The sequence below is a fragment of the Psychrobacter lutiphocae DSM 21542 genome (assembly GCF_000382145.1).
GTDB lineage: Bacteria > Pseudomonadota > Gammaproteobacteria > Pseudomonadales > Moraxellaceae > Psychrobacter > Psychrobacter lutiphocae.
Map to the genome: position 1 here is coordinate 1 of NZ_KB907653.1, position 25,041 is coordinate 25,041.

A 25,041-nucleotide genomic window follows, 5' to 3' on the forward strand; every position below is an offset into this window, starting at 1 on the left:
CCCGTGCTCTTGGTTTAGATTCAACTTTTGATAGCTTCAGAAAGTCGTGATCGCTTAACTTATGATTTCTAGGCGTTATTTTTGGCATACTGGCGTCGTAATAGTAAATAATAATTTATTATATATTATTTCTTGGAATTGGTATTAGATTAACACACCAAGTGCAATATCAAATGATAGGTGAAAAAAAACCTATCTTTGTCAAACTCGCTAAAGATACTACTTGTAGCGTTTGCACTCGTTTTCCTCGATAATTTAATTTTCAGATTTGATATTATACCCAACGAGCTTAACTTTAAACTTGAGTGCTGTATAAAAAAACAATCAAACAATCAAAACTGCTTTGAGGCGGGTACAGAGGCCAAAAACTCATTACGTGCTTGTGCATCCGTCTGTAACGTACCAAGCATCGAGGTGGTACGGGTACTTGATAGCTGCTTACTAACACCGCGCATCATCATGCACATATGTGCTGCATCCATCACCACTGCAACACCACGACAATTAGTAGTTTCCATAATGGCTTCGGCAACCTGTTTGGTTAAGTTCTCTTGAATCTGTAACCGGCGCGCATACATATCAATAATACGTGCTATTTTAGATAAACCAAGTACGTTACCATCTGGTAGATAACCGACATGAGCCACACCATAAAACGGTAGCAAGTGGTGTTCGCACAATGAATAAAACTCAATATTATGCACCAACACCAACTCTGAGTTATCGGTTGGGAATACCGCATCATTGGTTACTTCTTCAAGCGATTGATGATAGCCCTGAGTGAGATAACCAAAGGCTTTAGCAGCACGGGTTGGCGTATCGAGTAAACCAGGGCGCTGTAAGTCTTCACCAGTAGAGGCAATAAGCTTGGTATATAGATCTGGGTTAGGTAGCCTAGGATCTAGATTTTCATTTAAGACGTTTGAGTTAGAATCACACATAGTTATAAGCAGCAAAATAAAAGAAGGTTATAGCTTAACGGTTACAAATTAATTGTAAAGTGCTTTGTCATAATTTAGCTGAGAATTATTCAGTTTGACATCAAAAGCGCTCATAATATAACAAACTTTTGTTTGTTTTGTATTTATTACAGTTAATAAGCAGTATAATGATAAGCTTTAAAAGCAATCTAATATCTGAAAACGGTGATAATTTTGAGCCACTCCTAACCCCTATAAGAGACTAAGTTAACAAGCTAAGCTTTTAAGTTTCTAAGAGGTTAGAGTCGTATAAGGCTAAAATTATAAGAAACAAATAAATTAGATTGCTTATGCGCATGACTTAAAATGATATATTATATCATTTTAAGTCATGAAAAGGGTGAGTCATTGTTAATTACCCATATTTTAGGTAGAAGTTTTTAGGTATAAATAATAATAAAATTAGGGAGTAGTCAACTATGCTATTACAAGGAAAGCGTTTTGTAGTAACAGGTATTGCTAGTAAATTGTCCATTGCTTGGGCCATTGCAGAAGCATTACATAGGGAGGGAGCTTCACTTATTTTGACCTACCCAAATGAAAAAATGAAAAAACGGGTAGATATGGCGGCAGAGAAGTTTGATGCAGATCTCGTATTGGCTTGTGATGTCGCTTCAGATGATCAAATAGACGTCTGTTTTGCAAGTGTAGCAGCGCATTGGCCTGATGGTATTGATGGGGTAGTGCACGCTATCGGTTTTGCGCCAGCTGAAGAGCTTGATGGTGACTTTACTCAGGCCACCACTCGTGAAGGCAGTGCCATCGCTCATGATATTTCATCATATAGCTTTGTGGCACTAGCTAAGGCTGCTCGTGAGTTGTTAGCAAAACGTCAAGGATCTCTTCTAACGTTAACCTACCAAGGCAGTATATCCGTACTACCTAACTATAATGTAATGGGCATGGCAAAAGCCAGTCTTGAGGCCAGTGTTCGTTATTTGGCAGCGTCCTTGGGCAAAGATGGTATTCGTGTCAATGCGGTTTCAGCAGGTCCTATCCGTACGTTGGCGGCCAGTGGTATTAAGTCATTTCGCCGAATGTTGGATGTGAATGCTAAGATAGCACCACTTCAGCGTAATGTAAGTCAAATGGAGGTGGGTAATGCTGCTTTATTTTTATTATCACCTTGGGCATCTGGCATTACTGGTGAGATCTTGTTTGTCGATGGCGGCTTTAACACAGTAGCCATTAGTGAGCAGTTAATGCAGATTGCGTCTGATGATTAAGCTGAAGGTGAATGGTTAATGGTTAACGAGGTCGATTGTGTTGTGGCTACTTCGATTATCAAAGCTAGTAGCCCAAAGCTTGCGATAACCTTCTAATTTTTAGCATGAATTTTGTCCATTACACCTAACCAAAAAAAGACGCTAATCATCGTATTAGCGTCTTTTTTAATTTTTAGTTTTTTAAGAGAGTATCAGTATTGTTTTTAATATAACATTAAAAATTCGCACAGTATAGATGGTTAGTCAGCTTGCTTGAAGTTAGCTTTGTGCTTTTTCGTCTTCATGATCTTCATGCTCGTGTAGTCCTTGCATCATGGTTAATGCACAATCATCGGTACGCTGTTGGTCTTCTTTTGACAAATGATCTTGATTAATATCATTACGTCTCATTTTAGTTGTTTTGCAGGGTTCATTAGAATTAGACATTGTCATTACTCCTTTAATATATTGGGTCTATCCTATTTAACATATCGACTCTTTTAACATATCGACTCTGGTGCATAGAATCATGTTGATTTAATTAGCACCAATGTACTTTACTAAGTAATCATAGCAACTACGGCAATCATAGCAACTACGGAAATCATAGCAACATGAGCCTTTATTATAAGAAGTAATGGCCTAAGATTGTGTTTACATATGTAAACTTAGTTATCAAGCAGCTTTATTATCTTTCCAACTAATAGCTACCAACACTACCAACACCACCAACACCTCTAAATATCAAGCCATACCCAGCTATTTTCTAGCCAATCCATAACGATGTCTAACGGCACGGCATGTACATTTAATATATCTTCTGCGGTAAGTGACTCACCATCAGCCAAGCGGCGTAATAACTCTGCCTCAGTGGCAGTGATGTCATCCAAACGCTGACCATTGGCATAAATTACTGGCGTCTTGGTCTTATCTAGTTGTAATTGGGTGTAAATTAAACGGCTGCTATAATCGGTACGCAGCACCCCACCTTGTTGTAGCGCTTGCTCAAGATCATCTAAGCTTATCGTCTCTTCAGGGGTCAAAAGTTCATACTCACGCTTGCTAACCACCTCGCTGACAGCCTGCTCCACTAAGCTATCTCCTTTTTCAGACTGTAACATGGCAAGTAACTGTTGCTTAATTTGAGCAATACTTGATCGTTCAAGCTTGCCAGCGGGTTGCAATTTTTGTTCAAGTAGTAAAGGTACAAAAAGCGAGGCATCAGTGGTGCCTATATCAACCAAGCTATCTAGTATCTGCATCAAATTTGGACGCCTAAAGCCAAAAGAGAAAGTAAGGCAATCATCTTGAGCAACACCATAATGGGATAGTTTTGGCGGTACATAAAGGACATCCCCTGGCTCAAGTATCTCATCAAGTATAATCTCACCCATATCATCAAAAATACGGATGGGCTGATCTGGAATAAATTCTGTAGTTTCATTACAGTATTTTCCCAGTTGCCAACGTCTGTGTCCATAACCTTGAGCTAGGAATACATCATAATCATCATAATGCTTACCAACAGAGCCACCAGTGGGTGCATAAGACACCATAATATCGTCACGTTGCCACTGCGGGATAAAGTTAAACGCATGCCACAATTGGCCAAGCTCAGGTGACCATTGTTCTAAGTTTTGTACCAGTACAGTCCATTGCTCAGGCAGTTCAGAGAACATATCTTCAGTTAGCGGACTTTGTTGCAGTCGCCATTGGTCGCCACTGTCAGTCCTATGTTGAGTAATGAGTCGAGCAGTGGCATTGTCATCAAGACTTAGTCCTAAGATATCTTCTGGTTCGAACATACCAGCCAGATGTGGTAGCCCTTGTTTGATGAGTAGTGGTTTTTTTTGCCAGTATTCAGTCAAAAATTGTTCAGGGCTAATGTGGACTGGGAGGCAAAAATTGAGTTTAGACATGGGTTATTTCCTATCAAGGGATATTAAAAAACATCAAGAGCCATTAAAAAACATCAAAAGACATTGAAAATATACTGTAAGAAGGACTTTAGTAGACTAAAAAAATAGGTTATGATTGGTGCAACAAACCAAATATAGTTACAGCTAAACAAAAGCATTACGTGGTTGACTGCATTCGATAATAGTTCTTTAACTGCATTCGGCTACCTTGCACTTGAAGTTGTTAGCTGCGACTATATGTGAATACGTCATCAATAACAGGCATTTTCAGTGAATAAATTAACACTCATTACTCTTATCGTAAGCAGTATCTTCTTACAGTCCTGTATTCATAAAGTGGTTACCGTACCAGTCAAAGTCGCTTACAAAACAACTAAGGGCGTGGTAAAAGGAACGGTTGCTGTGACCAAAGCTGTGATACCTGGTGGTGATTAAATTGCTGATTAAAAGATGGCCACCTATTCATTAAATATGGGTATCGCTAGCTGGTTGCAGAATTTTAATTTACTGCTAGTTTTTGTCAGATCTGATCTTAGGCAGTTCTGATTCTAGGCAGTTTTGATTTTAGCGGTACAAAAATAGCACTCACTAGCGCACCAAGCAAAGCCAAAAATATATCCTTTTGTGCATCCCACACATCCCCTTGTTGACCATTATAAGCTTCAGCGGACTCAGGTGACAAGATAACTGCTAATAGCCATTCAAATAATTCGTATAGAGCACTGGTCGCAAGGTTAAATTGCAACACCAATAATAAGACAGCCTTTACCGATAGCTGTGGCAACAAGTAGTGGAAGATATCACGCATAAGAGGAAGCAATAATAGTCCATAGCTAAAATGCACTAACCTGTCGTACATATTGCGTTCCCAGCCAAAAACCTCATTGAGATTGACAGAAAATAAAGCAACACTACACTCATTATAAGGCACAAAAGAGTAAAGATATCTGGCACCAATAATATGAATGATAATGAATAGACTAGCCAAGGCGAAGGATAACGGCCTGCAACTGAATCTGCGATAACAACTCCAAACTGTTGCCATAAAAATCACGCTACCTGCCTGATGTAGCAAATAATCAGACCAGTTAAGTGGTTTGATACTCGCTACTAGCATGATGAGGGTCACCATCACGAGGCAAACCGTTATGATATTATTGGCAGTTTTGTGGTTTGTCATGATTGAGGCTTAGTGTAAATTCGTGAGTATCTTAAAAATATAAGGATCTGTTGTTATCAGTGACAACAGACCCTTGCTCAAAAAATAACTAATGTTTTATTAGGGACTGTATAGAATTGATTTATTAGTTCTGTAAATGAAGTCTATAAAGTCCCTAACTGCTATGCTCAACTATAAACTATAATTTGCTTATCCATTCTTCAATAGCTTTGGCTTGCTCATCAGCGTTACCGATATAGGTGGCTGGTGTTAGCTCACGTAAGCGGGCTTTGTCTGCTTCAGGTACGGCGTCAAGCTCATTACCGTTGACAAATTCTAGCATTTTTTCACGTGTCATGGCCTGACCACGGGTTAAGGCTTTTAGCTTTTCATATGGGTTTTCAACACGGTAGCGGCGCATCACCGTCTGGATTGGCTCTGCAAGTACTTCTTGCGCTTGATCTAAATCAGTATTTAGTCTTTCTGGGTTGACCTCAAGTTTACCAATACCTTTTAGACAGGCATCATAAGCAATCATGCTTTGTGCCAAGCCGACACCGATATTACGTAACACAGTTGAGTCTGATAGGTCACGTTGCATACGTGAGATTGGCAATTTTTCACCTAAATGTGCCAGCATAGCATTGGCCACACCTAAGTTACCTTCTGAGTTTTCAAAGTCGATTGGGTTCACTTTGTGCGGCATGGTTGATGAGCCGACCTCACCTTCTTTTAGTTTTTGCTTAAAATAGCCTAAGCTAATATACTGCCAAATATCACGGTTGAAATCGATTAATACGGTGTTAAAACGACGTAAGGCATCGAATAATTCAGCGATATAATCGTGTGGCTCAATCTGAGTGGTGTATGGGTTAAAAGTTAACCCCAAACGCTCAGTGATAAATTGTTGGGCATGGCTTGTCCAGTCAACATCTGGATAGGCAGACAAATGAGCGTTGTAATTTCCGACTGCACCGTTAATTTTGCCCAGTAACTCAACTTGGTTGATTTGTTTGATCTGACGGGCCAAACGATAGGCAACGTTTGCCATTTCTTTACCCAAAGTGGTTGGGCTTGCAGTTTGACCATGAGTGCGTGATAGCATTGGCTGGTTAGCGTGTTCTTTGGCAAGTGCGATAATTGCATCGGTCACTTGTTGTAGCTTATCAGCTACAATATCACGGCTGTCTTTTAACATTAAGGCGTAAGATAGATTGTTGATGTCTTCTGAAGTACAGGCAAAATGGATAAATTCAAGGCTATCTTCTAGTTTATCTTTTCCTTTAAATTTATTTTTAATGAAGTATTCCACCGCTTTAACGTCATGGTTGGTGGTTTTTTCGATGTCTTTAATCGCTTGGGCATCATCTTCACTAAAGTTATCGACAATAGCATCCAAAAAAGCAGTAGTGTCTTGATCAAACTTAGCCAATTCAGTGATGGCATCGTTATCCGCTAAAGCTTGCAACCAGCGAATTTCTACAGTGACACGGGCTTTAATCAGACCAAATTCTGATAAAAAAGGGCGTAAAGAGTCAGCACGGCTGGCATAGCGGCCATCGATTGGAGATAGGGCGGTTAGGGCAGATAGTAAAGTCATGTTTATCCTTCGATAAGACGTATTAAAGTTAATGGATTTACCATTAATGGGGATTTCAAACCCTAATTATAACAACTTATGCTGTCTAGGTTAATGAGCCCCTCTACATTTAGTGTAACTATTCATATTGCTAGGAGGTCATATTGCTAGGAGGTCATATTGCTAGCAGCGTGTTTCTATCTGCATGATATGACTGAGTATGAGGTAGGTATTCATTGATTAAAGTAATACTTTTCTAAAAAAACAACCTATCTTTGTCAAACTCGCTAAACTGCGACTTGTAGTGTTTGCACTCGTTTTCCTCGATATCTTAATTTTCAGATTTGGTATTAGTTTTGCAGAGAATCTAATGAGTCTGAACAATTTGATAGTGAGTGAGTTTTAGTTTAGGGTAAATCTTTCCAATGAGATAAGGCTTTATTAATATAATCACTCGGCAGTCTCTCTTGTTCCAAGCGTTTATTTTCATAGTTACCCTGACGCAATTCAGTAAATAAAATTGCTTCCTCTTCAGTTAAATGGCTAGGAGCTAAATGTTTTGACTCAGGCTCATTCACCATACGCACATCAAATTTGAGTACGGTTTGTTTGTTCATCATCAAAGCCGTTAAATGCGGACAATAGGCACGAGCTTGGCTTAAAATCGCCAAGCCTTCAGAATCAATATCGCCCCAATAGCCAACAGTTCTTTGCTGTAACCAATCGGCATTCATCCAGTTGACATTCTTACCACCGCCAGCGATGGCAATGGTATCTTTGGTTGCTTCAATGCCATAGGGTAGGGCAAGACAAGACTGCTCATTTTCTACCACCAATATATGGTTTGCTGGTAAAGGATGGTTATAGAGGGTATCTGTGGGTAACCGCAATATTGGCAAACCGCCAAGCTTGGCTTGAGTCTGCTTGCATAGTGGACGTACCAAAAGCCAGCCGTTGGGCTTATCCAAACAGCCAAGCCATCTGCTTAAACCAATTGGTTTGACTTGATTGGGATAAAAGGCTTCAAGAATGGTAGTTATGAGCGTGTCGTAAGTTTCGATAAACTTGGTGTCAACGTAATGTATGGGTAGGGCTCGAAGGTATAACCCTGTGCCCATGTTTGGCTGTAACTGTGGGATGACTTTAATCAATAACTCGAGCTCACTATCATTCATATTATCGACAGTTTGCAATCTATCTATCAAGGCATTAAACAGCGTGGTTTGCCAATCATCTGACAGAGTGCTTGTGTCAAATACAGTCGGCATAACTTTATATAAGTGGCTATGAATAAATCCCAGCTTATGTTGCCAGCGTTTGAGTTGGTTCTGTGCTGATGTGCCTAGTATTTTAACCAAAGCCTCAATGTTCGGAATAATAATCTTGGTTGGAATGGTTTGCTCGGCAAAGTGACGAAAGCCGTTTTGTTGCCATTGCACTATATCGGAATAATCGACATGCAAAGCCTCAAACTCTCGCCACGCTTGCACAAAGTCTTGAAAATGGTTGGGATGGTTAAGTAAATCATTACCTGTTTTGGGCGGTTTAAGTGGTAATATGATTGGGAACGGTCGTTCATTTTTGAGACGTGCTCTAAGCCGAGTGGTATTGTCCCATTCTCGTTTTTTAAGTTGAGCGATGGCTTGGTTGGGTAAGATACCCCAGTTTGGGGTGGTTGATGTAGTTGGCTTTGATTTTTTGGTCATGGGGTGTGATGTGTTAAAGTTAAATTGTTAGGGTAGCAGGATTATGACGAAACTCAAAGAGTCGACAGATTATGACTTGACTTACCTACCATATTTTTTGATGATTTAAATTTTGTAGACTAACGTTGCCACGGAGGAGCGGTTTAGCCTCGATTGTAGCGGATATCCTGTACGGATGGGTGAGTTGCGAGGGCTTGGTTTGTCAAGGCTACGCGAAGCAAGAGACTTGACAAACCTTAGCCATCGCCTCACACGTCTGTGCAGATAATAGCGGAAAGCGAGATTAGCTCCAAAATCGGTAATATATTCAGTTAATTCCTTTATAAAGCCAACTCCTCAATATCATCAGGAAATAGTGATTCACTAAATAACAGGCTAGGGATATGTGCCTGTAAGCTGATGCCTTGTGGGTCATGAATAATAACTTGCTCTTCGCTGTTAAGCTCGGTGGCTTGCACGGCTCGGGCGATACGAATGTAGGCGACCAGCTCTTCAAGACCTTCTTTGATGGGGTGGGTTTGGGTGAGTTGGGCGATGGTTTGCGGGCTGTTTTGTCGTAGTTGGGTGCGGATGGTTTGGGCGACTTCTTTGACTTTGACGGTGCTTAAACTGTCTAGCATGGTTTGGCTAGGCTTACGGCTGTTAACATGAGCTTCGATTGAACCAAGCTCGACTCGCTCGTCGGGTTGCTTTAGACGCATGGTGTCGGGTGAGGATATTTCGACTTTGCCAATGGGTAGGCAGAGTGCTATGTCGGTGCTGAGCTTGCAGTCGCCATCTCGCAGACTGACTGCCAGTTGTTCAAGCTTGCTAATGAGTTTGCTGACTGCTCGACCTTCTGCCATTGCCCCGCTCTCGATATAGGCACGTAACTCTTGCTCGGTACGGCGACGGATGCGTAATACTCTATCGCTCTCACGGCTAAGCTCGGAGATTAGGTCGGATAGAAATTGACGCTGGGGAGCGCTTAGGTATTTTGCGGCAGGGGTTTGCAACACGAAATGAAGTTGTTCTCGAAATTCAGTGACTCGGTTATAGTCGCATAAAAGTTGAAAGAAGCCTTCAAAGGCACTGCCTGCTTCGGTTTGGGCAAGTAAATTCTCTCGATCCATGACTTGTCCTAGCAGGTTGCCTCTGGAGTTGTCGTCTTCTATCATCTCGATACGGATGTCTTTGTCGAGCTGGCGGATTTGTTCTTCTAATAGGCGAAAATCTCCTGTTAGCTGGGAGGCAAGCTGGTAGATTTCTCGGATGTATTCTCGTTGCTCATTGTCGGTGAGTTTGTGGACTACGCCAGCGTTTAGGTCGTCAATTTGGCGCTGAATGGCGGCCTTTTTGTCCTCAAGCAGTTGAATACGGCTGTCAATGTCTTCGTCAGAGGCAACCACAAAATCTCGTACTGCTTCTTGTACGATACGCAGATGCGAGGCACTGACGTTAATGGTACGCTCCTCAAAACCTCGGCAAAAGCGCAATGCCATTTCGGTGGCGTCGGTTTTGGTGAGTAGGTCGTCCAGTTCTCTTAGCCAACCTTGGGCTATCCATTGATTAAGATAAGCGCTGGCATTGGTTTGGGTGTCCCAAATACCAAGGTTGCGACTGTGCTCAATTTGCGCATCGAGCAGTAGCTTGGCTTGCCCGTAGGGGACTTCACTGTGCTCGCTAAATAAATCGCTGATAAAGGCGAGAATATGTGGGGCGTTATCGGCTCGCATCAGTCGCCATGCGGCGTGCTCTTGGTACAGGCGGCGGTATTTGGCTGAGAGACCTTGGAAGTTCACGGGGTGTCCTTTTTGGTTGAGCTAATGTATTTTTATTATACATTACTTACAGTATCACAGTTGTTTTAGTGGTGTTTTTGCATATTGATATTGGCGATACTCGTGCAGAAAGTGACAAGAAAAATTTTGGAAGTATTGCCTTAAAGTTGTTATAAATCATGTCGATATTGAACCATATCGGTAAGATTAGCAATTTTGTCATAAAGCTTACGGGCGGTGGTGTTACTCTCTTGTGTTGTCCAATAGACACGGTTGCAGTTTTTGTTATCAGCAAAGCCATATACATGTTCAATTAATGCTCGTCCTGCACCCGTACCTCGTACCGTTTGTGCGACATATAAATCTTCTAAATAACAAACTTCAGTGTTATTCCAAGTGTTTGGATGTATCACGATGTGTACGATACCTATCAGCTTATCATTTCGATAAGCACCAAAGCCATAGATGGGGGTGTTTTCATCTAATAGCTTGCGCCAAGTTTCCGTAGTTATTTCAAGTGGTAAAGATGTTTTATAAAAAGTTAAGTAGGCATTCCAAAGTACTAGCCAATCATCAAAGTCATTGTTATTGAGGGGTTGTATATTGATACTGTTGTTTGAAGTTTTTTTCATTGTATTGTCCAATATGGGTTTGAAGGTTCAGCTCTTAAATTTGGTATGAAGTTATATAGTTGTTATTTAAAAACAAGATTATACTGTACTGGTGCAAGTTTACTGGTAGGAAATATTTTATTTCATTTCAAGGTTTTTCAAGGCCTAATCTTTTGATTTGAAGTAGTTTAAATAAATCCTAGATTATAACCGCTACCATGTAAAGTCCCATTATTTATTACTAACAGGATTAACCCAGTGCAGGATAGCCACACACTTAACGTATATTTTCTACTAAATAAAGACGTTCACGTTTTAGATTTAGCAGGACCTATGCAAGCCTTTCATGAAGCCTCAAAACGTGGGGCATCGATTGAGTTGCATTACATAGGTTTTGAAAATGAGTTAACTTCGCATCAAGGATTGCAGTTTAGCAACATTAAAGCGCCACCTGATACCCTAGAAGACAATGCCATTATTATAGTTGGAGCCAGCCATTATAACGACACTATCTATTCTGATTCGTCCAGCTTTAAAAGCATCGCATGGCTAAAACAGATCGCCAACAATACACCAGACTTATCCGCAGATCATTCTCAAACACCTTTAATTGTTGGTATATGTACCGGTAGTATTCTGCTTGCCAAAGCCAATTTTTTAAATGGCAGGCGCTGTACAACACACCATAGTCTAAAAGGGGTTATTGAAACTCAATATCCCAAGGTGAATTTTGAATGGGAGCGTATATTTGTAGAAGATAGCAATGTTATAACCACAGCAGGGGTAACTGCTGGTTTAGATTTAGCCCTACATTTAATTGAGCGTTATTTTGGTTACGAGATGTCGTTGCAGATAGCCCGAGATTTAGTGATTTATAGACGGCGAATGGCAAATGATCCCCAGTTATCTATTCACGTACAATACAGAAACCATGTGCATCCTGTGGTTCACGAGGTTCAGGACTATATCCAAACCCATTTTCAACAAAAAATATCACAGCAAGCTTTAGCTGACGTGCAAGGCGTTTCATTACGACACTTACAACGAATATTTAAACAAGCTACGGGGACGACCATTCATCAATATATAAATTATTATCGAACCGAACATGCCAAATCTTTGATGACCCATCATTCAAATCTTGAATATATCGCTCATGCCTCAGGTTTTCCAAATAGTAATTCGTTAAGGCAATGTTTAAAACAATTCGATAGTTAGTTTGGGTCTATGAGTTCGTTATGATTTATAGAGCGTAGTTTAAACGAAGCCATAGCCGAAATAAGGCACATCACTATCAAGGCATATAAATACCATTTATAGCTCCCGCTGACATCGAAGTTTAACCCACCAAGCCATACCGATGCGAAAACAAAGACTTGATGCACAAAAAATAGCATACCAAACATTGTGCCTTTAATGTGTGCACCATACCAACGCAAGCATAACAGTGAGCTGATAATCACTGTTCCCATATAGGTGAGTCCAAATAGCGATAGCAATAAAACATACACGCTATCGATTGAAAACAGGCCCATTAACCAAAACGTAATAGCTCTTATTAAATACAAACTGCCTAGCACCACATATAAGTTATAGCGTTTAACGGCGATAAGCACCAAACCTGAACCAATTAACTCTGTTATGCCGAGTAAACTTAAACTGGTCGCTACAAACGTATCGTTACTGTTAAAAACTTGCAAGGTATCGATGGTTTTTATTAAGGCGACCAGATGCACATCAATAAATGCCATTGCCATACCACAACCCCCAAACGATACCGCAAGTAGAAGATAGCGTTTATTTAGAAGTAAGGTGATTATTTTATTAGGTTGACTATCATTTGTATGAGTTAAGTCTTGAGCTGACTCACTAGATGGCAGGCTCGTGGAGTCTACAATAAGTTTTTTGGGAAATCTTATATAGAAACAAATACCTATCGGAATAAGTACGATTAAATAGACGACAGATAAAATACTGTTAATGGATTGCCAGCCTACAAAACCATTTAAATAAACCCAAAGTGGCGACAGCACAATAAAACCAATCGCAGTGCCGTTAGCAAGTAAGGTATAAGAGGCGTTTTTGGTGTTTTCATTGAATACGCTATCAATTAAAATCCCAAAGGGAATAAAAGTCATGGCGGTCAAAGCATAGGACAATAATATACTAAAGCAGACAATAAGTAGCGGTAGGGTGTCGACTACTGAAATACCATAAAAGCCTATAATAGCTACCACAATCCCAGAAATTATGGTCAATGAAGCGCCGTACTTGTCACAAAGCCACCCTGTAATCGGTGAAAAAATACCCACGAATAGCCCAAATAAAGCTCCCAGTAAGGATACTTGGGAGCGACTCAAATTATAGATATCAGGTAAATCAATAAAATAAATTTGATAAACACTTTTAATGGCGGATGCAAGTATGGTGACGATAAGTCCGCATACTAGAAATAGGACTTGGCTTTTATTGACTAAATCAGATGATTTTGAGTAATGAGACATGATTAATCCTTTTATGGATTGATGAGTCTCATTATTATGGCAAGCTTGTTAATTAAGAGTGGATTATTAGGACATGAAAACTTTAAAAAGCGACATGAATGGTTGGTAAAAACATATGCAGTTATCTTTTATGACCTTCAATTAAATTAACCATCTCACTAGCTTTAGCTGTGCCGAGTTGTTGAAGACCTTTAATAACGCCAGCTTTATCCTCAGCCTTTTTATTCTGACTTAATTAAAACTGTGCTTGAATGTCAGTAATATCAACACGTATTCCTACTATGGCACGAGTCATTGCTTGAATGTATTTTTCTGGCGCATCCTTTAAAGACCATGGAATAGGTTGACTGGCTTCGAAATCAGCCGTCTGATGCGTTAAAATTTCAATGATACGGCTACATTGGGTTAATACCTCAACCTGACCTGTAACATGTACCGCTTGATAGTTCCAAGTAGGGACAGCCTTGTGCGTTGTAGCTTTACTCGGATACCAATTTGGGGTTATATAATGCCCTGATTCTAGGAAAATAACCAACCAAGGTGATGTCATATCAACTTTAACGTTCAAGGGATTGGTTATGGTGATATGACCATATAAACACCCATGTTCAGTACCGTTATCTTGCCAGTACATAGGAATATGACTGGCTTCCATGCCATTTTCAGTACGAGCAATCACGGTAGCGAGTGGGTATGATTTTATAAATGAGGCAATGTTATCGATATTGTGTTCGGCAAATACTTTAGGGGTAAACATAGTGTTGCTCTATATGGGGTGATAAGTTGGTTAGAGGTCGGCAGTATCCCACTTATTGGTGGCGAGTTCTTATTTAAAGGGAGGCAAGGTGATGGTAAGTTGTAATAACGTTAGTTATTTTTATCGGCAAAACGAGCAACCTTTGCTCGGTTGCCACACGTCTTCATAGAACACCAGTTGCGATTGTTACCTCTAGATTTGTCCAAAAAAACAATCCCGCAACGTTCATAAGCTTCAGCTACCGTAGACGCAGAGACGTTGTGAACTTTGGCAGCCGCTCTAATAGAGGGAAGTCGGGTGCCAGAAACATAACTGACGCTTGCGATCTTGTGTTTCACATCCGTCATTATTTGTTCAATACGTGTGGTAGGTTTATTCACATTTGTGGTCATATTTTGACTTTCCCAAAGTTTTAATAGGATTGTATGGGTAATTGATACCAAACAGTTTGGCATAATTGTACGGTATTGTCTGTCGTTGATAACTAAATATTTTGTTGTAATAAGTCCTTAATAAATTTTGGGGATTACAATGAATAAAATAACATCAGGTTGGATCAACGGTTTTATAGGCGTGGTGATTATTGCGGAATCTCTACCTGCCACTCGGGTCGCTGTCATGGACTTTGATCCTCTTTTTTTAACGGCAGTGCGAGCAACCATTCCTGCCATAATAGGCACTATGGTATTGATAGCTTTACATCAGAAGGTGCCTACCAAAGAACATTTAGTTTCAATTGTAGTCACCGCTTTAGGCGTGGTTATCGGCTTTCCATTACTGAGTGCTTTGGCTTTACAATACATCACCTCCGCTCATGCGATTGTTTTTTTAGGCATATTGCCCTTGTTGACGGCTGTATTTGCTGTACTGCGTGGAGATAAGCGACCGCCATTGATATTTTGGTTGTTCGCAGTTGCAGGTAGTGCTTTTGTGGCAGGCTTTGCTGTGCTTAGTAAAGAGGACGCATCGAACATAAATGCTAGGCTAGGTGGGCTATTTATGCTAGGTGCTGTGACAACGTGTGCTATAGGATATGCAGAAGGAGCGAGACTCACCAAAGTATTTGGTGGCTGGCAGGTGATAAGTTGGGCACTTATTATATCTTTACCAGTTATGCTACCACTAGCGATATATACTTACCCCACAAGTTTGGATAATGTAAGTAGTACAGGTTGGATAGGGTTAATGTATGTCTCACTATTTAGCATGTTTATTGGGTTTATATTTTGGTATAAAGGTCTGGCTCTAGGGGGTACCGCGTCAGTAGGTCAATTACAGTTATTACAACCTTTTATGGGATTAATGCTGGCATCAGTATTGCTACATGAGACAGTGAGCTTAGGTATGATAATCAGTACTCTTGGTGCTATTATTTGTGTAGCAGGGGCTAAACGTTATTCGGCTTGAAGATAGTGGTCAAAAATTGGATAGCCAATATTCCAATATCCACTAACCGACTACAACTGCTCCATAAACACCTTTTTACTGAGTAACATCTCTGCCTTCAACCAATTTTTGAATATCACTTTTCTTTCATCCTCATAAAAGGGGGCATCAGAAAGCAGATGATAGGCAGAGCCGTTACTCAAACCCCTGTTAAAGAAGTAGGGACTTCAAATCAAATTAGTTCTGCACAGGCATTAAGATATGGCTTTTTTACCAATGCTTTAAATCCTAAAACGACGCTTTTTGTCATTAGTACTTATACTCAAATTGTTAGTGCGATTACCCCAAAAGCTATTTTGATTGGTTATGGTTTATTTATGTCTGTCACTCATTTTGTCTGGTTTGCTTTGGTGGCGTTATTGTTTTCACAGCGAACTTTACGGCAGAAAATGCTACAGAGAAAAGCCGTCATTAATCGGGTAATTGGGTTTATATTAGGCATGTTGGGAGTGTTTTTACTTTTTACTAACGTGAATTAATAATTATTAAATTTGTCAATAAAAAAGGGTAAACGACTGATTGACAATCGTCTACCTATTATAGGTTAAATGTCATTTATCTTAATTTAATGTCGCCACCATCTGCCATCAACGTTTGACCTGTCATATATTGACTATCTTCACTTAAAAGAAACGCTACTATTGGTGCGATATCTTTTTGGGGATCGCCAAATCGATGCATGGGGTGCTTATCAGCAATTTCTTGATACTGTTCAGGAAAGGCTTCCTTCCACTTTTTAACACCTTCGGTTAATGCTAATGGACAAACAATATTGACACGAATACCATCTTCCGCCCATTCGTTAGCCGCTACTCGAGATAAGCCACGAATTGCTTCCTTAGCAGCCGCATAACTGGCTTGGTTTTTTTGGCCATTAAGGGCAGCACCAGAGCCAAAATTAACGATAGCCCCTTTGGTTTTTTTTAGTTCTGGATAGGCCGCTTTCATAAAATTTAAAGTTCCTTTTAAGCCAGTATCCATAGATAACGCCCAATCTTCTTCGGTAAGCTGCATTAAAGGTTTTTGTTTGGAGGCGTGTGCATTATTTACCACACCTGTCAGTTTCCCAAACCTTGATACCGCCATCTCTACCGCTTGTTGGGCAACTGAAGGCTTGGAGATATCGCCTTTAACAAATACAATATGTTCAGGATTAGTGTCAACTTTCTGCTGACCAGCAGTGTCATCAATATCTACCGCTATGACAGATGCGCCTCTTTGCGTCAGGACAGTAGTTATTGCACCGCCAATTCCTGCTGCACCACCAGTGACTATAATGACATGATCTTTTAAATTTTTCATAATTATCCCTTTGTCTAATTCTAGATTTTAGAAGCTTTGACCTTATCTTTTTAGTTTACCGCTTTAAAAACCATACTCTAGTGAGAGTTTGTTTGAGTGATATTATTTAAGGTTAATGAGAGCGTCTGGATTGTTGCTATTTGAAATTTAAGCCGATTTGATTAAATATTGAAGATTATTATTTTTTAATAATTAAGCCGTATAGCTAATCTCTATTATGATAACAAGGTTCTATCAGTGTGTTTTAAGAACCACTTTAAACCCAATAATCAATATCAACCACCCAAAAAAAAACCCCAAACTAGGGGAAGTTTGGGGTTGAAACTTTACTCTAAATAAAAGAGCTAACTAAGTTTTAACGTACTTAAAAATATGGCGCAGCGGACGGGACTCGAACCCGCGACCCCCGGCGTGACAGGCCGGTATTCTAACCAACTGAACTACCGCTGCTAGTCGCTTTAGAATGTTTAGCCACTTTCTAAAATAAGTGGTACTCTAAAAAGAGTGGTGGGTGATGACAGGCTCGAACTGCCGACATTCTGCGTGTAAGGCAGACGCTCTACCAACTGAGCTAATCACCCTGAGAAGCGTTAAGAAAAGGTCTGGGGGACCTTTTTAGCTTCGCAAGAGCCAAGCTGTGCTTGGCTAAAAGCTAAATACCTTGCATCATCTATTAAAGATATATTGCGCAAGGGAAATCCTTTAAATAGGATTTCCAAAAAACTAAATACCTTTAATGACTATAAAGAGTCACTACCTTTTTAGCTTCGCAAGAGCCAAGCTGTGCTTGGCTAAAAGCTAAATACCTTGCATCATCTATTAAAGATATATTGCGCAAGAGAAAATCCCTTAGAGGGGATTTTCTGATAACTTAAATTCCTGCTAGATCTTACAAGGGAAATCCTTTAAATAGGATTTCCAAAAAACCTAAATCTAACAACAAACAAAAGAACTATATATCCTCTGAATGTAGGAGCGTATTATATACCTTATTTTAAATCTGTCAACTGTAATTTAAAATATACCACTAATATTAGTGGAAGTTATTTAAGTCATTACCGCCAGTCATGCATTTAAGAGCGTGAATTATGATAGTGCTTCTGGGCTTTTAGCTGATGACGATTATAGGCGTGATAAAATACAAAAGGTAGCACCACAAAGTTCATTAAGACCCCATAAATAGCTGAAGGTAAAGCAAACGCTGAAAGCTTATCTGACTGACTTAATAAACTGGCCAATGCGATACCCATAGCCCCATTTTGTAAGCTAACTTCAATGGCTAAAGTTCTGCTATCAGCTTCGTCCAAACCCATTAGACTCGAAATTATCAAGCTTGACCCTAATAGCAATACAGCCAACAACAAAACCAAAATACCAATCTCAGAGATCTGTTGCAAAATTAAACCCCAGTTACTTACAATTGCGCCAAGTACCATTAAACCAAAAAGAATATTGGCCATTTGTTGCAGGCTATTTTTCCATTTATTGACAAATATAGGGAAAAAGCGGCGTACTGCAATACCCAGTAATACAGGTATGGTGGTAATAAGTAATACTTTTAGCGACAAGGAAACGATTGAAAAATCAACGGGTAAATCTTGGAAAAATAAAAGGTAAAAAAACCTTACCCATAAAGGTACGGTTAAGATAGCAATCATGCTAGTGATAGCGGTAAGCGCAATAGATAAAGCAATTTTACCTCCCGCATAATAGCTCATCATGTTACTGGTAATACCGCCTGCACAAATACTTAACAGCATGATGCCAAAACCAAGATAATCAGGTAGTTCAAACATAATGACCAAAAAATACGCCAATGCAGGTACCAACAATAGCTGCATTGCCAACCCTATAATCAAAGCTTTGGGTTTTGTTAATACTTGTTTAAAGTCCGAAAGTTGGGTTTGTAAACCTAATGCAAACATAATATATGCAAGAAATATAGGCAAAAGCTGGAACATAAAAAGTCTCGATTAAAGGTTTTTGATTTGATAACTATGTTTTTATTTAAGCCATGTTTTTATTGAAGATATGTTTTTATTTAAGCCATGTTTTTATTGAGCAAGGGTTAGTGAAAATGACCTTTATAATGATGAAATCATAGCATAAATAGTTGCTGATAGAGGTGTATCTTTAATATGATAGTTAACGAATTTAATATGATAGTTAACGAAATCTAAAATGGTTATATTAAAGTTCAGCACTGCGCCAAAGGTTGTGTAGAGTAATTGGACTGATATTCCAGCTGTATTAAGTTACGAATTGATAGCACAGTTAAATTAATAGCACAGTTAAATTAATAGAGTTAAATGTGCCCTATATAAGGCATGGTTTGATGAGGTGTTGGGATAATTATAGCACCTGTTAACAAAAATTAATCAGATACACCCTGTATAGCTGACATAAATTTAAGTAAGCTATTGATTCACATCAAGCAGTTAATTAGGTTCGGTTGAATAGTTAGCATATATGTCTGATAGTAGTTTGGTCTGAAAAAATCATTTTCGTATAAAATAAAAATAGGCTAAATTTTTTCGACGCAGACAATGTTCAACAGACTCTAGCCAAAAAAAATCACCCAAATAATAGGTATTATTTTGCACACATCTTGCTCCTCGTCAATAGTTACAGCAAGTCCAACACCGGCAACGACAAGTCAACTGCCCACTGTGACAATGACTTTAATACAAAAGCTTCTATGTGGCTTAATGCTCTTATGTTTGTCATTTTGGTCAGCACCAGCGATAGCCGCTTGTGGTGATGTAAATAGTGATTCTATTAAGTTTGGTTCATTGACGTGGGAGAGTGGTCAGTTTATCTCAGCAGTATTGCAGCTGATTGTAGAAGATGGTTATGGTTGCCAGACTCAGCGTGTACCAGGCGCAGGACCCGCATTAGAGACCGCTTTGGCACAAGATGATATTCAGGTCATTGGCGAGCAGTGGGTTGGACGTTCACCGATAATGGAAGCTGCTATTGCCCAAGGGCAAGCTTCTGTGATTGGCAATACCTTGAAGGGCGGTGCAACTCAGGGTTGGTATGTGCCAAGCTATGTACTTGAAGATAACCCAGAATTAACCAGCTATCAAGATTTATCAAAATTTGCACATTTATTTACAGATCCAGAAAACCCAGTCAATGCTCGCTTTTTAAACTGTCCTACTGGTTGGACTTGTGAGGTGTTTAATAGTCATTTATTGCGTAATATAGGTCTAACTCAGCCCAATCAAATGGGTATCAAGTTTAACAATGTGCATCCAGGCACAGGGGCAGCATTAGATGCAGAAATTGCCTCTGCCTTTGAGCAGCGTAAGCCGTTATTATTTTATTATTGGCAACCGACAGGGCTGATGGCCAAGTATGAGTTTGCCCCCATTGCGTTTCCTCCCCATGATAGCCAGTGTTGGGATCAGTTGCTTGATGCCAACAGCCAGACAGATTGTGTCTCAGGATTCCCGATATCAGATCTGGGTATTGCGATCTCAACTCCTTTTGAACACGCCAATCCTGAGCTTGTAGCCGCCTTCCGTCAAGTACAGTTTACTCCAGACACGTTAAATGATGCTATCTTGCAAATGAGTGAAAAGAAACGAAGTGGCGAGGCACAGGCCAAAATATTTTTACAGCAAAACCCACAAGTATGGCAACACTGGCTAACTCATGAAGCGGCACAAAATCTTGCACGCTCATTAAATATTAGTTTGGATAGCGTATCAGCAGAGTCAAGTAAATTAAGTGAGACTACTGGACACTCTGGAACGACAGAAAAAAAGCAGTCTATAACCATAACCGCATCAAATAAACCATTTAACTGGTTTCCCGAGTGGTCATTTGAAACTTCATTAAATAACGCATTAAGCTATGTAGTACAACATTTTGGTGATGTATTTCGCTCTATCAGCCAAGTTACCCTAAGCTATTTATTGCTACCTTTTGAGCGTCTACTGCGTATCACACCGCCTTGGTTGTTGATTGTACTGGTCGCTATTTTAGGTTGGTTTGCTACTCGTAAATTATGGTTTGCTGCTGCTTGTGGGGCAGGATTATTTTTAATTGGTGCCTTTGGGCTATGGTCAGCTTTGGTTCAGACACTGGCGTTACTATTAGTAGCTGTGTTAGTCACTATGTTGATTGGTATCCCTATGGGTATTTTGATGGCTGGCAGTCAATGGTTAAGGAAGATACTTACCCCTGTATTAGATGTGATGCAGACTATGCCAAGCTTTGTCTATTTAATTCCAGTATTAATGCTGTTTGGTATTGGGAAAGTGCCTGCGTTATTTGCTACTGTTATTTATGCGCTGCCTCCTTTAATTCGCTTGACTATGCTTGGGATTAAGCAAGTGCCTCATGAGATTGTTGAAGCTGGACGCTCTTTTGGTAGCAATCATATTCAGTTGTTGTTTTGGATTAAGTTGCCTCAAGCTTTGCCTAGTATTATGGCAGGCATCAATCAGGCGGTAATGATGTCGCTGTCTATGGTGGTACTTGCCTCTATGATTGGCGCTCCTGGACTGGGTGAAGATGTGTTGCAATCAATTCAAACTTTAAATATTGGGCAAGGATTACAAGCAGGTACTGCCATTGTGATTATAGCCATTATCATTGACCGCATTACGCAAGCTTTTGGGAAAGGTCGTCGTGCTCGTGATGAGCTTATTTAGGACGCGTCTCGAATTTAGGGCGTCAATTGATACTCTGAAGATTGGCGGAGCTAATAATAGGGCGTGTCCCTATTTGCAAATACAGTAAGTTATGGTCTTGCAAATACAGTAAGTTATGGTCTAAAAATGGCTATATTTTTTGCCAAAGTGTGTCTAATTTCTAGCTAATATGCCTATATTATCTTCTAAATTATTCGTGTTTGAAAAAAAATCTATCTCATTTTTAGTCTCATAATCCAAATAGGGACACGCCCTAAAGTCTGAGCTATATTTTTTTAGCTATTTAAATGTTGTTGCACGAATTGAAGATACGCCCTAACAACACATTTGACTAAAATCATTAAAGTACCTTACACTGGAATTGTTTTGTTATGAGTCATATCCGCTTAGAAAATGTGAGTAAAGTTTTTGATGCTAGCCCTGCCGAGGCCAACAAGGTACTAAAGCTTTTGGCACAAGGTATGAGCAGTAGTGAGGTGCGTGAGAAAACTGGTTATTCAGTGGGTCTGTATGATATTAATTTAAGCATAGAAGCTGGTGAGCTACATTGTATTATGGGCTTATCTGGATCGGGAAAATCTACTTTAGTGCGCCATATCAATCGCTTAATAGATCCTACGCAAGGCAAGATTTGGATAGATACCCAGTATAGTGTCGGAGTACCTACTTATCTTCAGGACGCTGAGCAGTTATCCAAGCAGCCTAATATCATTAATGTACTTAGTTTAAGTGATAAGCCTTTGCAGCAATTTCGCCAAAACAATGTCAGTATGGTATTTCAGCACTTTGGTTTGGTGCCACATATGACAGTAATTCAAAACGTTGCTTATGGACTGCGCGTACGTAAAATGGCTAAGTCTGAGCGCCATGAGATAGCTCGCCACTGGCTACACGAGGTTGGGTTAGATGGCATAGAGTACAGTTATCCAGATGAGTTATCTGGGGGTATGCAGCAGCGAGTTGGTCTGGCACGAGCGCTGGCGGTAGATACGCCAATTATTTTGATGGATGAGGCATTTTCTGCGTTAGACCCTTTAATTAGAGCCCAGTTACAAGCGCAGTTATTACAGTTACAAGATAGGTTGAACAAAACCATCGTCTTTATCACTCATGATATTGATGAAGCTGCAGGATTTGGGGGGCAAATTAGTATCCTAAACGGTGGGCGCTTGGTACAAACAGGCAGTATAGACGAGCTTCGTACAAATCCAGCCGATGCCTATGTTGAGCGTTTTATGGTAGCAAAAGGCTAGGGCTATATCACCATAAGTGTCTGACTATAATAGGACTTACGCACGAGTAGATAGTATGGCAACTGGTAATCGTTTATGAATCCTCTGAAGGTAGAGCCAGACGCTCCATAAATAATTAGCAGTCACTTTTAAAGCCTTGAAAGCGTATTTTTGCGTAAGTCCTATATAATATATAGCTTTGATTTATTTCAACTTTTATTACTGCCTTTTAAATAAAACCATGTCTAAAAATAAAAACATCCCAAGGCAATGTGTTAAGTGTAATCCCTATTATATTCATCGTATCAGCAGATGACAGCCTTTATATATTTGTAACTGGTTAACATAGTGTTGACAGTTTATTACATCTTATAAAAGTACGATGCTGACTGCCCTGTTATGCTATTTAATGTTTATGCTATTTGGTGTTAATAAAAGAGATACTGCGTAAATAGCATAAATATACACATAATGTAATCATAAATGCATAAACCAGAGAAAAGCTAAGCGCAAGCAATACAAGTAGAATAAAATAAAAGGAAAAAGGAAACTATTATGGCTAATGCTAATATTACAACCGTAAACCCAGCCACAGGCAAAGACATTGCTTCTTATCAGTATATGACGGATGCAGAAGTTGAACGTATTATTGATGAGTCGCATGACGCATTTTTGAAATGGCGTGAGACGTCGCATGATGAGCGTGCTAAAGTGATAGCATCAATTTCAGCCAAGTTATTAGAATACAAAGATGAGCTGGCAAAGTTGATGACTGAAGAGCGGGGGAAAACATATGAACATAGTTTACAGGAAGTGGATTTGTGTCGCTCAATTTGTGATTATACCGCTAATGTAGGTGTCGCAGCGCTAGCAGATGATGAGCGTGAGATTAAAGGTATCAAAAAAGGTATTGTTACTTATCAGCCAATTGGTATTATTTATGGTATTCAGCCCTGGAACTATCCAGCGTATCAAGTCATTCGTTATACCATTGCCAACTTAATGGCAGGTAATAGCATACTATTAAAGCATGCATCGAATGTGACTGGATCAGGTCTATTAATCGAAAAAATCTTGCATGAGTCAGACTTACCTAAGGCATTATTCCGTACTTTAGTCATTAGTCACGATCAATCAGAAAAAATTATTGAGCACACAAAAGTGCGTGGTGTGACCTTAACGGGTAGCGAAAAAGCAGGCGCTATTGTTGCTCAACAAGCAGCAAAAGTTTTGAAAAAAACAGTGATGGAGCTTGGTTCGAATGATGCCTTCATTGTTCTAGAAGATGCAGACTTAGAGTTAGCAGCTGCTACTTGCGCCTTTGCACGCTTATACAATAACGGTGAAACTTGTGTAGCGGCTAAGCGTTTTGTGGTCGTTGATAGTGTTTATGATAAGTTCCGTGAGCTACTTATCTCTGAATTTGAAAAATATACTGTCGGTGATCCAATGGATGAGGCGACCAAAGTGGGTCCACTCTCTACTGCAAAACAGCGTGATACTTTGACTAGGCAAGTTGATGCTAGTATCGAAAATGGCGCAACCGTTGCATATCAAGCCACTCTTGCTTCTGACTTAGCCCCAGCAGGTGCGTTTTATCCACCAACAATTTTAGAAAACATCACCGAAGATCAGCCAGCTTATAAAGATGAGTTGTTTGGTCCAGTAGCTGCTTTAATCCGTGCTAAAGACGAAGAGGATGCATTCCGTATTGCTAATGACAGTCGTTATGGTCTAGGTGGCGGTGTATTCTCAAAAGATGAAGACAAAGCGATTCGTCTGGCCAGTAAATATTTTGATACCGGCATGGTCTATATTAATGGTTATAGCTTAGTACAGCCAGGCTTGCCCTTTGGTGGGGTAAAACAGTCTGGTTATGGACGTGAGCATGGCGGCTTTGGTATCAAAGAATTTGTCAATATCAAAGCGGTGCATGTAGTTGACCGTGCACCTTAGGCCTTTAGAGAGACTGCACTTAGAGGCTGTCCTCAATTCGTACAGTGATATTAAAATAAGTTAAAAAACAGCAAAATTTTGTCAAACGGTGTTAAGTAACGGAGTTAATATTTTGATATTAGCTCCGTTATTTTGCTTATCTGAGGCAGATGTCTGGCAAGGTTTATCTTATTTATTTTCTTATCAAGCAAATAGGGACAGCCCCTAGTTGTGTTTGACTGCCTTGTTTCTTAGCTCTCTGACTACGGCTTATGGATATAG

At 39.8% G+C, this 25,041-nt stretch carries 20 protein-coding genes, 2 tRNA genes and 1 pseudogene; 8 read left to right on the top strand and 15 right to left on the bottom strand.

Annotated elements, in window-relative coordinates; translation table 11 throughout:
- Positions 1-332: 332 nt before the first annotated feature.
- Complete coding sequence (gene folE, locus H140_RS0110695; RefSeq protein WP_019673653.1) at positions 333-941, bottom strand: GTP cyclohydrolase I FolE; 609 nt, start codon at positions 939-941, stop codon at positions 333-335.
- Between the two features lie 458 nt (positions 942-1,399).
- Here folE and H140_RS0110700 point away from each other — a divergent pair, with 458 nt between their 5' ends.
- Complete coding sequence (locus H140_RS0110700; protein ID WP_019673654.1) at positions 1,400-2,206, top strand: enoyl-ACP reductase FabI; 807 nt, start codon at positions 1,400-1,402, stop codon at positions 2,204-2,206.
- 258 nt (positions 2,207-2,464) lie between these two features.
- Here the strand turns inward: H140_RS0110700 and H140_RS16055 are convergent, their stop codons facing one another.
- Together H140_RS16055 and H140_RS0110710 are read right to left on the bottom strand one after the other, a co-directional pair.
- A complete protein-coding gene (locus tag H140_RS16055) occupies positions 2,465-2,632 on the bottom strand; it encodes a hypothetical protein (protein ID WP_019673655.1) in 168 nt (55 codons plus the stop codon).
- 290 nt (positions 2,633-2,922) lie between these two features.
- Positions 2,923-4,104, bottom strand: coding sequence for a cupin domain-containing protein (locus tag H140_RS0110710; protein WP_019673656.1), 1,182 nt, complete (start codon positions 4,102-4,104; stop codon positions 2,923-2,925).
- A 270-nt stretch (positions 4,105-4,374) separates the two neighbouring features.
- On the opposite strand from H140_RS0110710, the gene H140_RS16060 reads away from it, so the two are divergent.
- Entirely contained in the window at positions 4,375-4,539 is a 165-nt protein-coding gene (locus H140_RS16060) for an NF038104 family lipoprotein (RefSeq protein WP_167320794.1), read from the top strand.
- Positions 4,540-4,636: 97 nt separating this feature from the next.
- Here the strand turns inward: H140_RS16060 and H140_RS0110715 are convergent, their stop codons facing one another.
- The 5 genes from H140_RS0110715 to H140_RS0110735 form a co-directional block, all read right to left on the bottom strand.
- Entirely contained in the window at positions 4,637-5,284 is a 648-nt protein-coding gene (locus H140_RS0110715) for a DUF2238 domain-containing protein (protein ID WP_051086896.1), read from the bottom strand.
- Positions 5,285-5,462: 178 nt separating this feature from the next.
- Positions 5,463-6,863, bottom strand: a complete 1,401-nt coding sequence (gene purB, locus H140_RS0110720; RefSeq protein ID WP_019673658.1) for an adenylosuccinate lyase — start codon at positions 6,861-6,863, stop codon at positions 5,463-5,465.
- 386 nt (positions 6,864-7,249) lie between these two features.
- Positions 7,250-8,548, bottom strand: a complete 1,299-nt coding sequence (locus H140_RS0110725; RefSeq protein ID WP_019673659.1) for a Wadjet anti-phage system protein JetD domain-containing protein — start codon at positions 8,546-8,548, stop codon at positions 7,250-7,252.
- Positions 8,549-8,868: 320 nt separating this feature from the next.
- Positions 8,869-10,329, bottom strand: coding sequence for a DUF3375 domain-containing protein (locus tag H140_RS0110730; protein WP_019673660.1), 1,461 nt, complete (start codon positions 10,327-10,329; stop codon positions 8,869-8,871).
- Between the two features lie 149 nt (positions 10,330-10,478).
- Positions 10,479-10,940 carry a GNAT family N-acetyltransferase gene (locus tag H140_RS0110735; RefSeq protein WP_019673661.1) on the bottom strand — a complete coding sequence of 154 codons (462 nt, stop codon included), beginning with the start codon at positions 10,938-10,940 and terminating at the stop codon, positions 10,479-10,481.
- 237 nt (positions 10,941-11,177) lie between these two features.
- Between H140_RS0110735 and H140_RS0110740 the strand changes: the two genes are divergently transcribed.
- Positions 11,178-12,137, top strand: coding sequence for a GlxA family transcriptional regulator (locus H140_RS0110740; protein ID WP_026349034.1), 960 nt, complete (start codon positions 11,178-11,180; stop codon positions 12,135-12,137).
- Here H140_RS0110740 and H140_RS0110745 read toward each other — a convergent pair.
- The 3 genes from H140_RS0110745 to H140_RS0110755 form a co-directional block, all read right to left on the bottom strand.
- Positions 12,134-13,423 (bottom strand): MFS transporter, encoded by a 1,290-nt coding sequence (locus H140_RS0110745; RefSeq protein ID WP_019673663.1) that lies wholly within the window; start codon positions 13,421-13,423, stop codon positions 12,134-12,136. The genes H140_RS0110740 and H140_RS0110745 overlap by 4 nt on opposite strands.
- 235 nt (positions 13,424-13,658) lie before the next feature.
- Positions 13,659-14,180, bottom strand: coding sequence for an FMN-binding negative transcriptional regulator (locus H140_RS0110750; protein ID WP_019673664.1), 522 nt, complete (start codon positions 14,178-14,180; stop codon positions 13,659-13,661).
- A gap of 110 nt (positions 14,181-14,290) precedes the next feature.
- Positions 14,291-14,572, bottom strand: coding sequence for a CGNR zinc finger domain-containing protein (locus H140_RS0110755; RefSeq protein WP_019673665.1), 282 nt, complete (start codon positions 14,570-14,572; stop codon positions 14,291-14,293).
- Positions 14,573-14,711: 139 nt separating this feature from the next.
- Between H140_RS0110755 and H140_RS0110760 the strand changes: the two genes are divergently transcribed.
- Together H140_RS0110760 and H140_RS14505 are read left to right on the top strand one after the other, a co-directional pair.
- Positions 14,712-15,587 (top strand): DMT family transporter, encoded by an 876-nt coding sequence (locus H140_RS0110760; RefSeq protein ID WP_019673666.1) that lies wholly within the window; start codon positions 14,712-14,714, stop codon positions 15,585-15,587.
- A gap of 167 nt (positions 15,588-15,754) precedes the next feature.
- A pseudogene (locus H140_RS14505) lies at positions 15,755-16,105 on the top strand (LysE family transporter); the annotation flags it as partial.
- Positions 16,106-16,181: 76 nt separating this feature from the next.
- On the opposite strand, the gene H140_RS0110770 reads toward H140_RS14505, so the two are convergent.
- The 4 genes from H140_RS0110770 to H140_RS14510 form a co-directional block, all read right to left on the bottom strand.
- Positions 16,182-16,928, bottom strand: coding sequence for an SDR family NAD(P)-dependent oxidoreductase (locus H140_RS0110770; RefSeq protein WP_019673668.1), 747 nt, complete (start codon positions 16,926-16,928; stop codon positions 16,182-16,184).
- A 373-nt stretch (positions 16,929-17,301) separates the two neighbouring features.
- Positions 17,302-17,378 (bottom strand) — tRNA-Asp (locus tag H140_RS0110775).
- A gap of 55 nt (positions 17,379-17,433) precedes the next feature.
- A tRNA-Val gene (locus H140_RS0110780) sits at positions 17,434-17,509 on the bottom strand.
- A gap of 492 nt (positions 17,510-18,001) precedes the next feature.
- Entirely contained in the window at positions 18,002-18,889 is an 888-nt protein-coding gene (locus H140_RS14510) for a bile acid:sodium symporter family protein (RefSeq protein WP_083932757.1), read from the bottom strand.
- 747 nt (positions 18,890-19,636) lie between these two features.
- Here H140_RS14510 and H140_RS0110790 point away from each other — a divergent pair.
- The 3 genes from H140_RS0110790 (at position 19,637) to H140_RS0110800 (ending at position 24,780) form a co-directional block, all read left to right on the top strand.
- Entirely contained in the window at positions 19,637-21,592 is a 1,956-nt protein-coding gene (locus H140_RS0110790) for a glycine betaine ABC transporter substrate-binding protein (RefSeq protein ID WP_019673670.1), read from the top strand.
- A gap of 371 nt (positions 21,593-21,963) precedes the next feature.
- Positions 21,964-22,845: an ATP-binding cassette domain-containing protein gene (locus H140_RS14515; protein ID WP_019673671.1), complete on the top strand. Its 882-nt coding sequence runs from the start codon at positions 21,964-21,966 to the stop codon at positions 22,843-22,845.
- Positions 22,846-23,379: 534 nt separating this feature from the next.
- A complete protein-coding gene (locus H140_RS0110800) occupies positions 23,380-24,780 on the top strand; it encodes an NAD-dependent succinate-semialdehyde dehydrogenase (protein ID WP_019673672.1) in 1,401 nt (466 codons plus the stop codon).
- The last annotated feature ends 261 nt before the right edge of the window (positions 24,781-25,041 follow it).

Bases quoted from the DNA above. Each gene is read 5' to 3' on its own strand.
- H140_RS0110760 (WP_019673666.1), top strand. From the start codon at position 14,712: ATGAATAAAATAACATCAGGTTGGATCAACGGTTTTATAGGCGTGGTG.
- H140_RS0110735 (WP_019673661.1), bottom strand. From the start codon at position 10,940: ATGAAAAAAACTTCAAACAACAGTATCAATATACAACCCCTCAATAAC.
- H140_RS0110700 (WP_019673654.1), top strand. From the start codon at position 1,400: ATGCTATTACAAGGAAAGCGTTTTGTAGTAACAGGTATTGCTAGTAAA.
- H140_RS0110750 (WP_019673664.1), bottom strand. From the start codon at position 14,180: ATGTTTACCCCTAAAGTATTTGCCGAACACAATATCGATAACATTGCC.
- H140_RS0110800 (WP_019673672.1), top strand. From the start codon at position 23,380: ATGGCTAATGCTAATATTACAACCGTAAACCCAGCCACAGGCAAAGAC.
- H140_RS14510 (WP_083932757.1), bottom strand. From the start codon at position 18,889: ATGTTCCAGCTTTTGCCTATATTTCTTGCATATATTATGTTTGCATTA.
- H140_RS0110715 (WP_051086896.1), bottom strand. From the start codon at position 5,284: ATGACAAACCACAAAACTGCCAATAATATCATAACGGTTTGCCTCGTG.
- H140_RS0110710 (WP_019673656.1), bottom strand. From the start codon at position 4,104: ATGTCTAAACTCAATTTTTGCCTCCCAGTCCACATTAGCCCTGAACAA.
- H140_RS0110755 (WP_019673665.1), bottom strand. From the start codon at position 14,572: ATGACCACAAATGTGAATAAACCTACCACACGTATTGAACAAATAATG.
- H140_RS0110745 (WP_019673663.1), bottom strand. From the start codon at position 13,423: ATGTCTCATTACTCAAAATCATCTGATTTAGTCAATAAAAGCCAAGTC.
- H140_RS16055 (WP_019673655.1), bottom strand. From the start codon at position 2,632: ATGTCTAATTCTAATGAACCCTGCAAAACAACTAAAATGAGACGTAAT.
- H140_RS14515 (WP_019673671.1), top strand. From the start codon at position 21,964: ATGAGTCATATCCGCTTAGAAAATGTGAGTAAAGTTTTTGATGCTAGC.
- H140_RS0110790 (WP_019673670.1), top strand. From the start codon at position 19,637: ATGCTCTTATGTTTGTCATTTTGGTCAGCACCAGCGATAGCCGCTTGT.
- purB (WP_019673658.1), bottom strand. From the start codon at position 6,863: ATGACTTTACTATCTGCCCTAACCGCCCTATCTCCAATCGATGGCCGC.
- folE (WP_019673653.1), bottom strand. From the start codon at position 941: ATGTGTGATTCTAACTCAAACGTCTTAAATGAAAATCTAGATCCTAGG.
- H140_RS0110725 (WP_019673659.1), bottom strand. From the start codon at position 8,548: ATGACCAAAAAATCAAAGCCAACTACATCAACCACCCCAAACTGGGGT.
- H140_RS0110770 (WP_019673668.1), bottom strand. From the start codon at position 16,928: ATGAAAAATTTAAAAGATCATGTCATTATAGTCACTGGTGGTGCAGCA.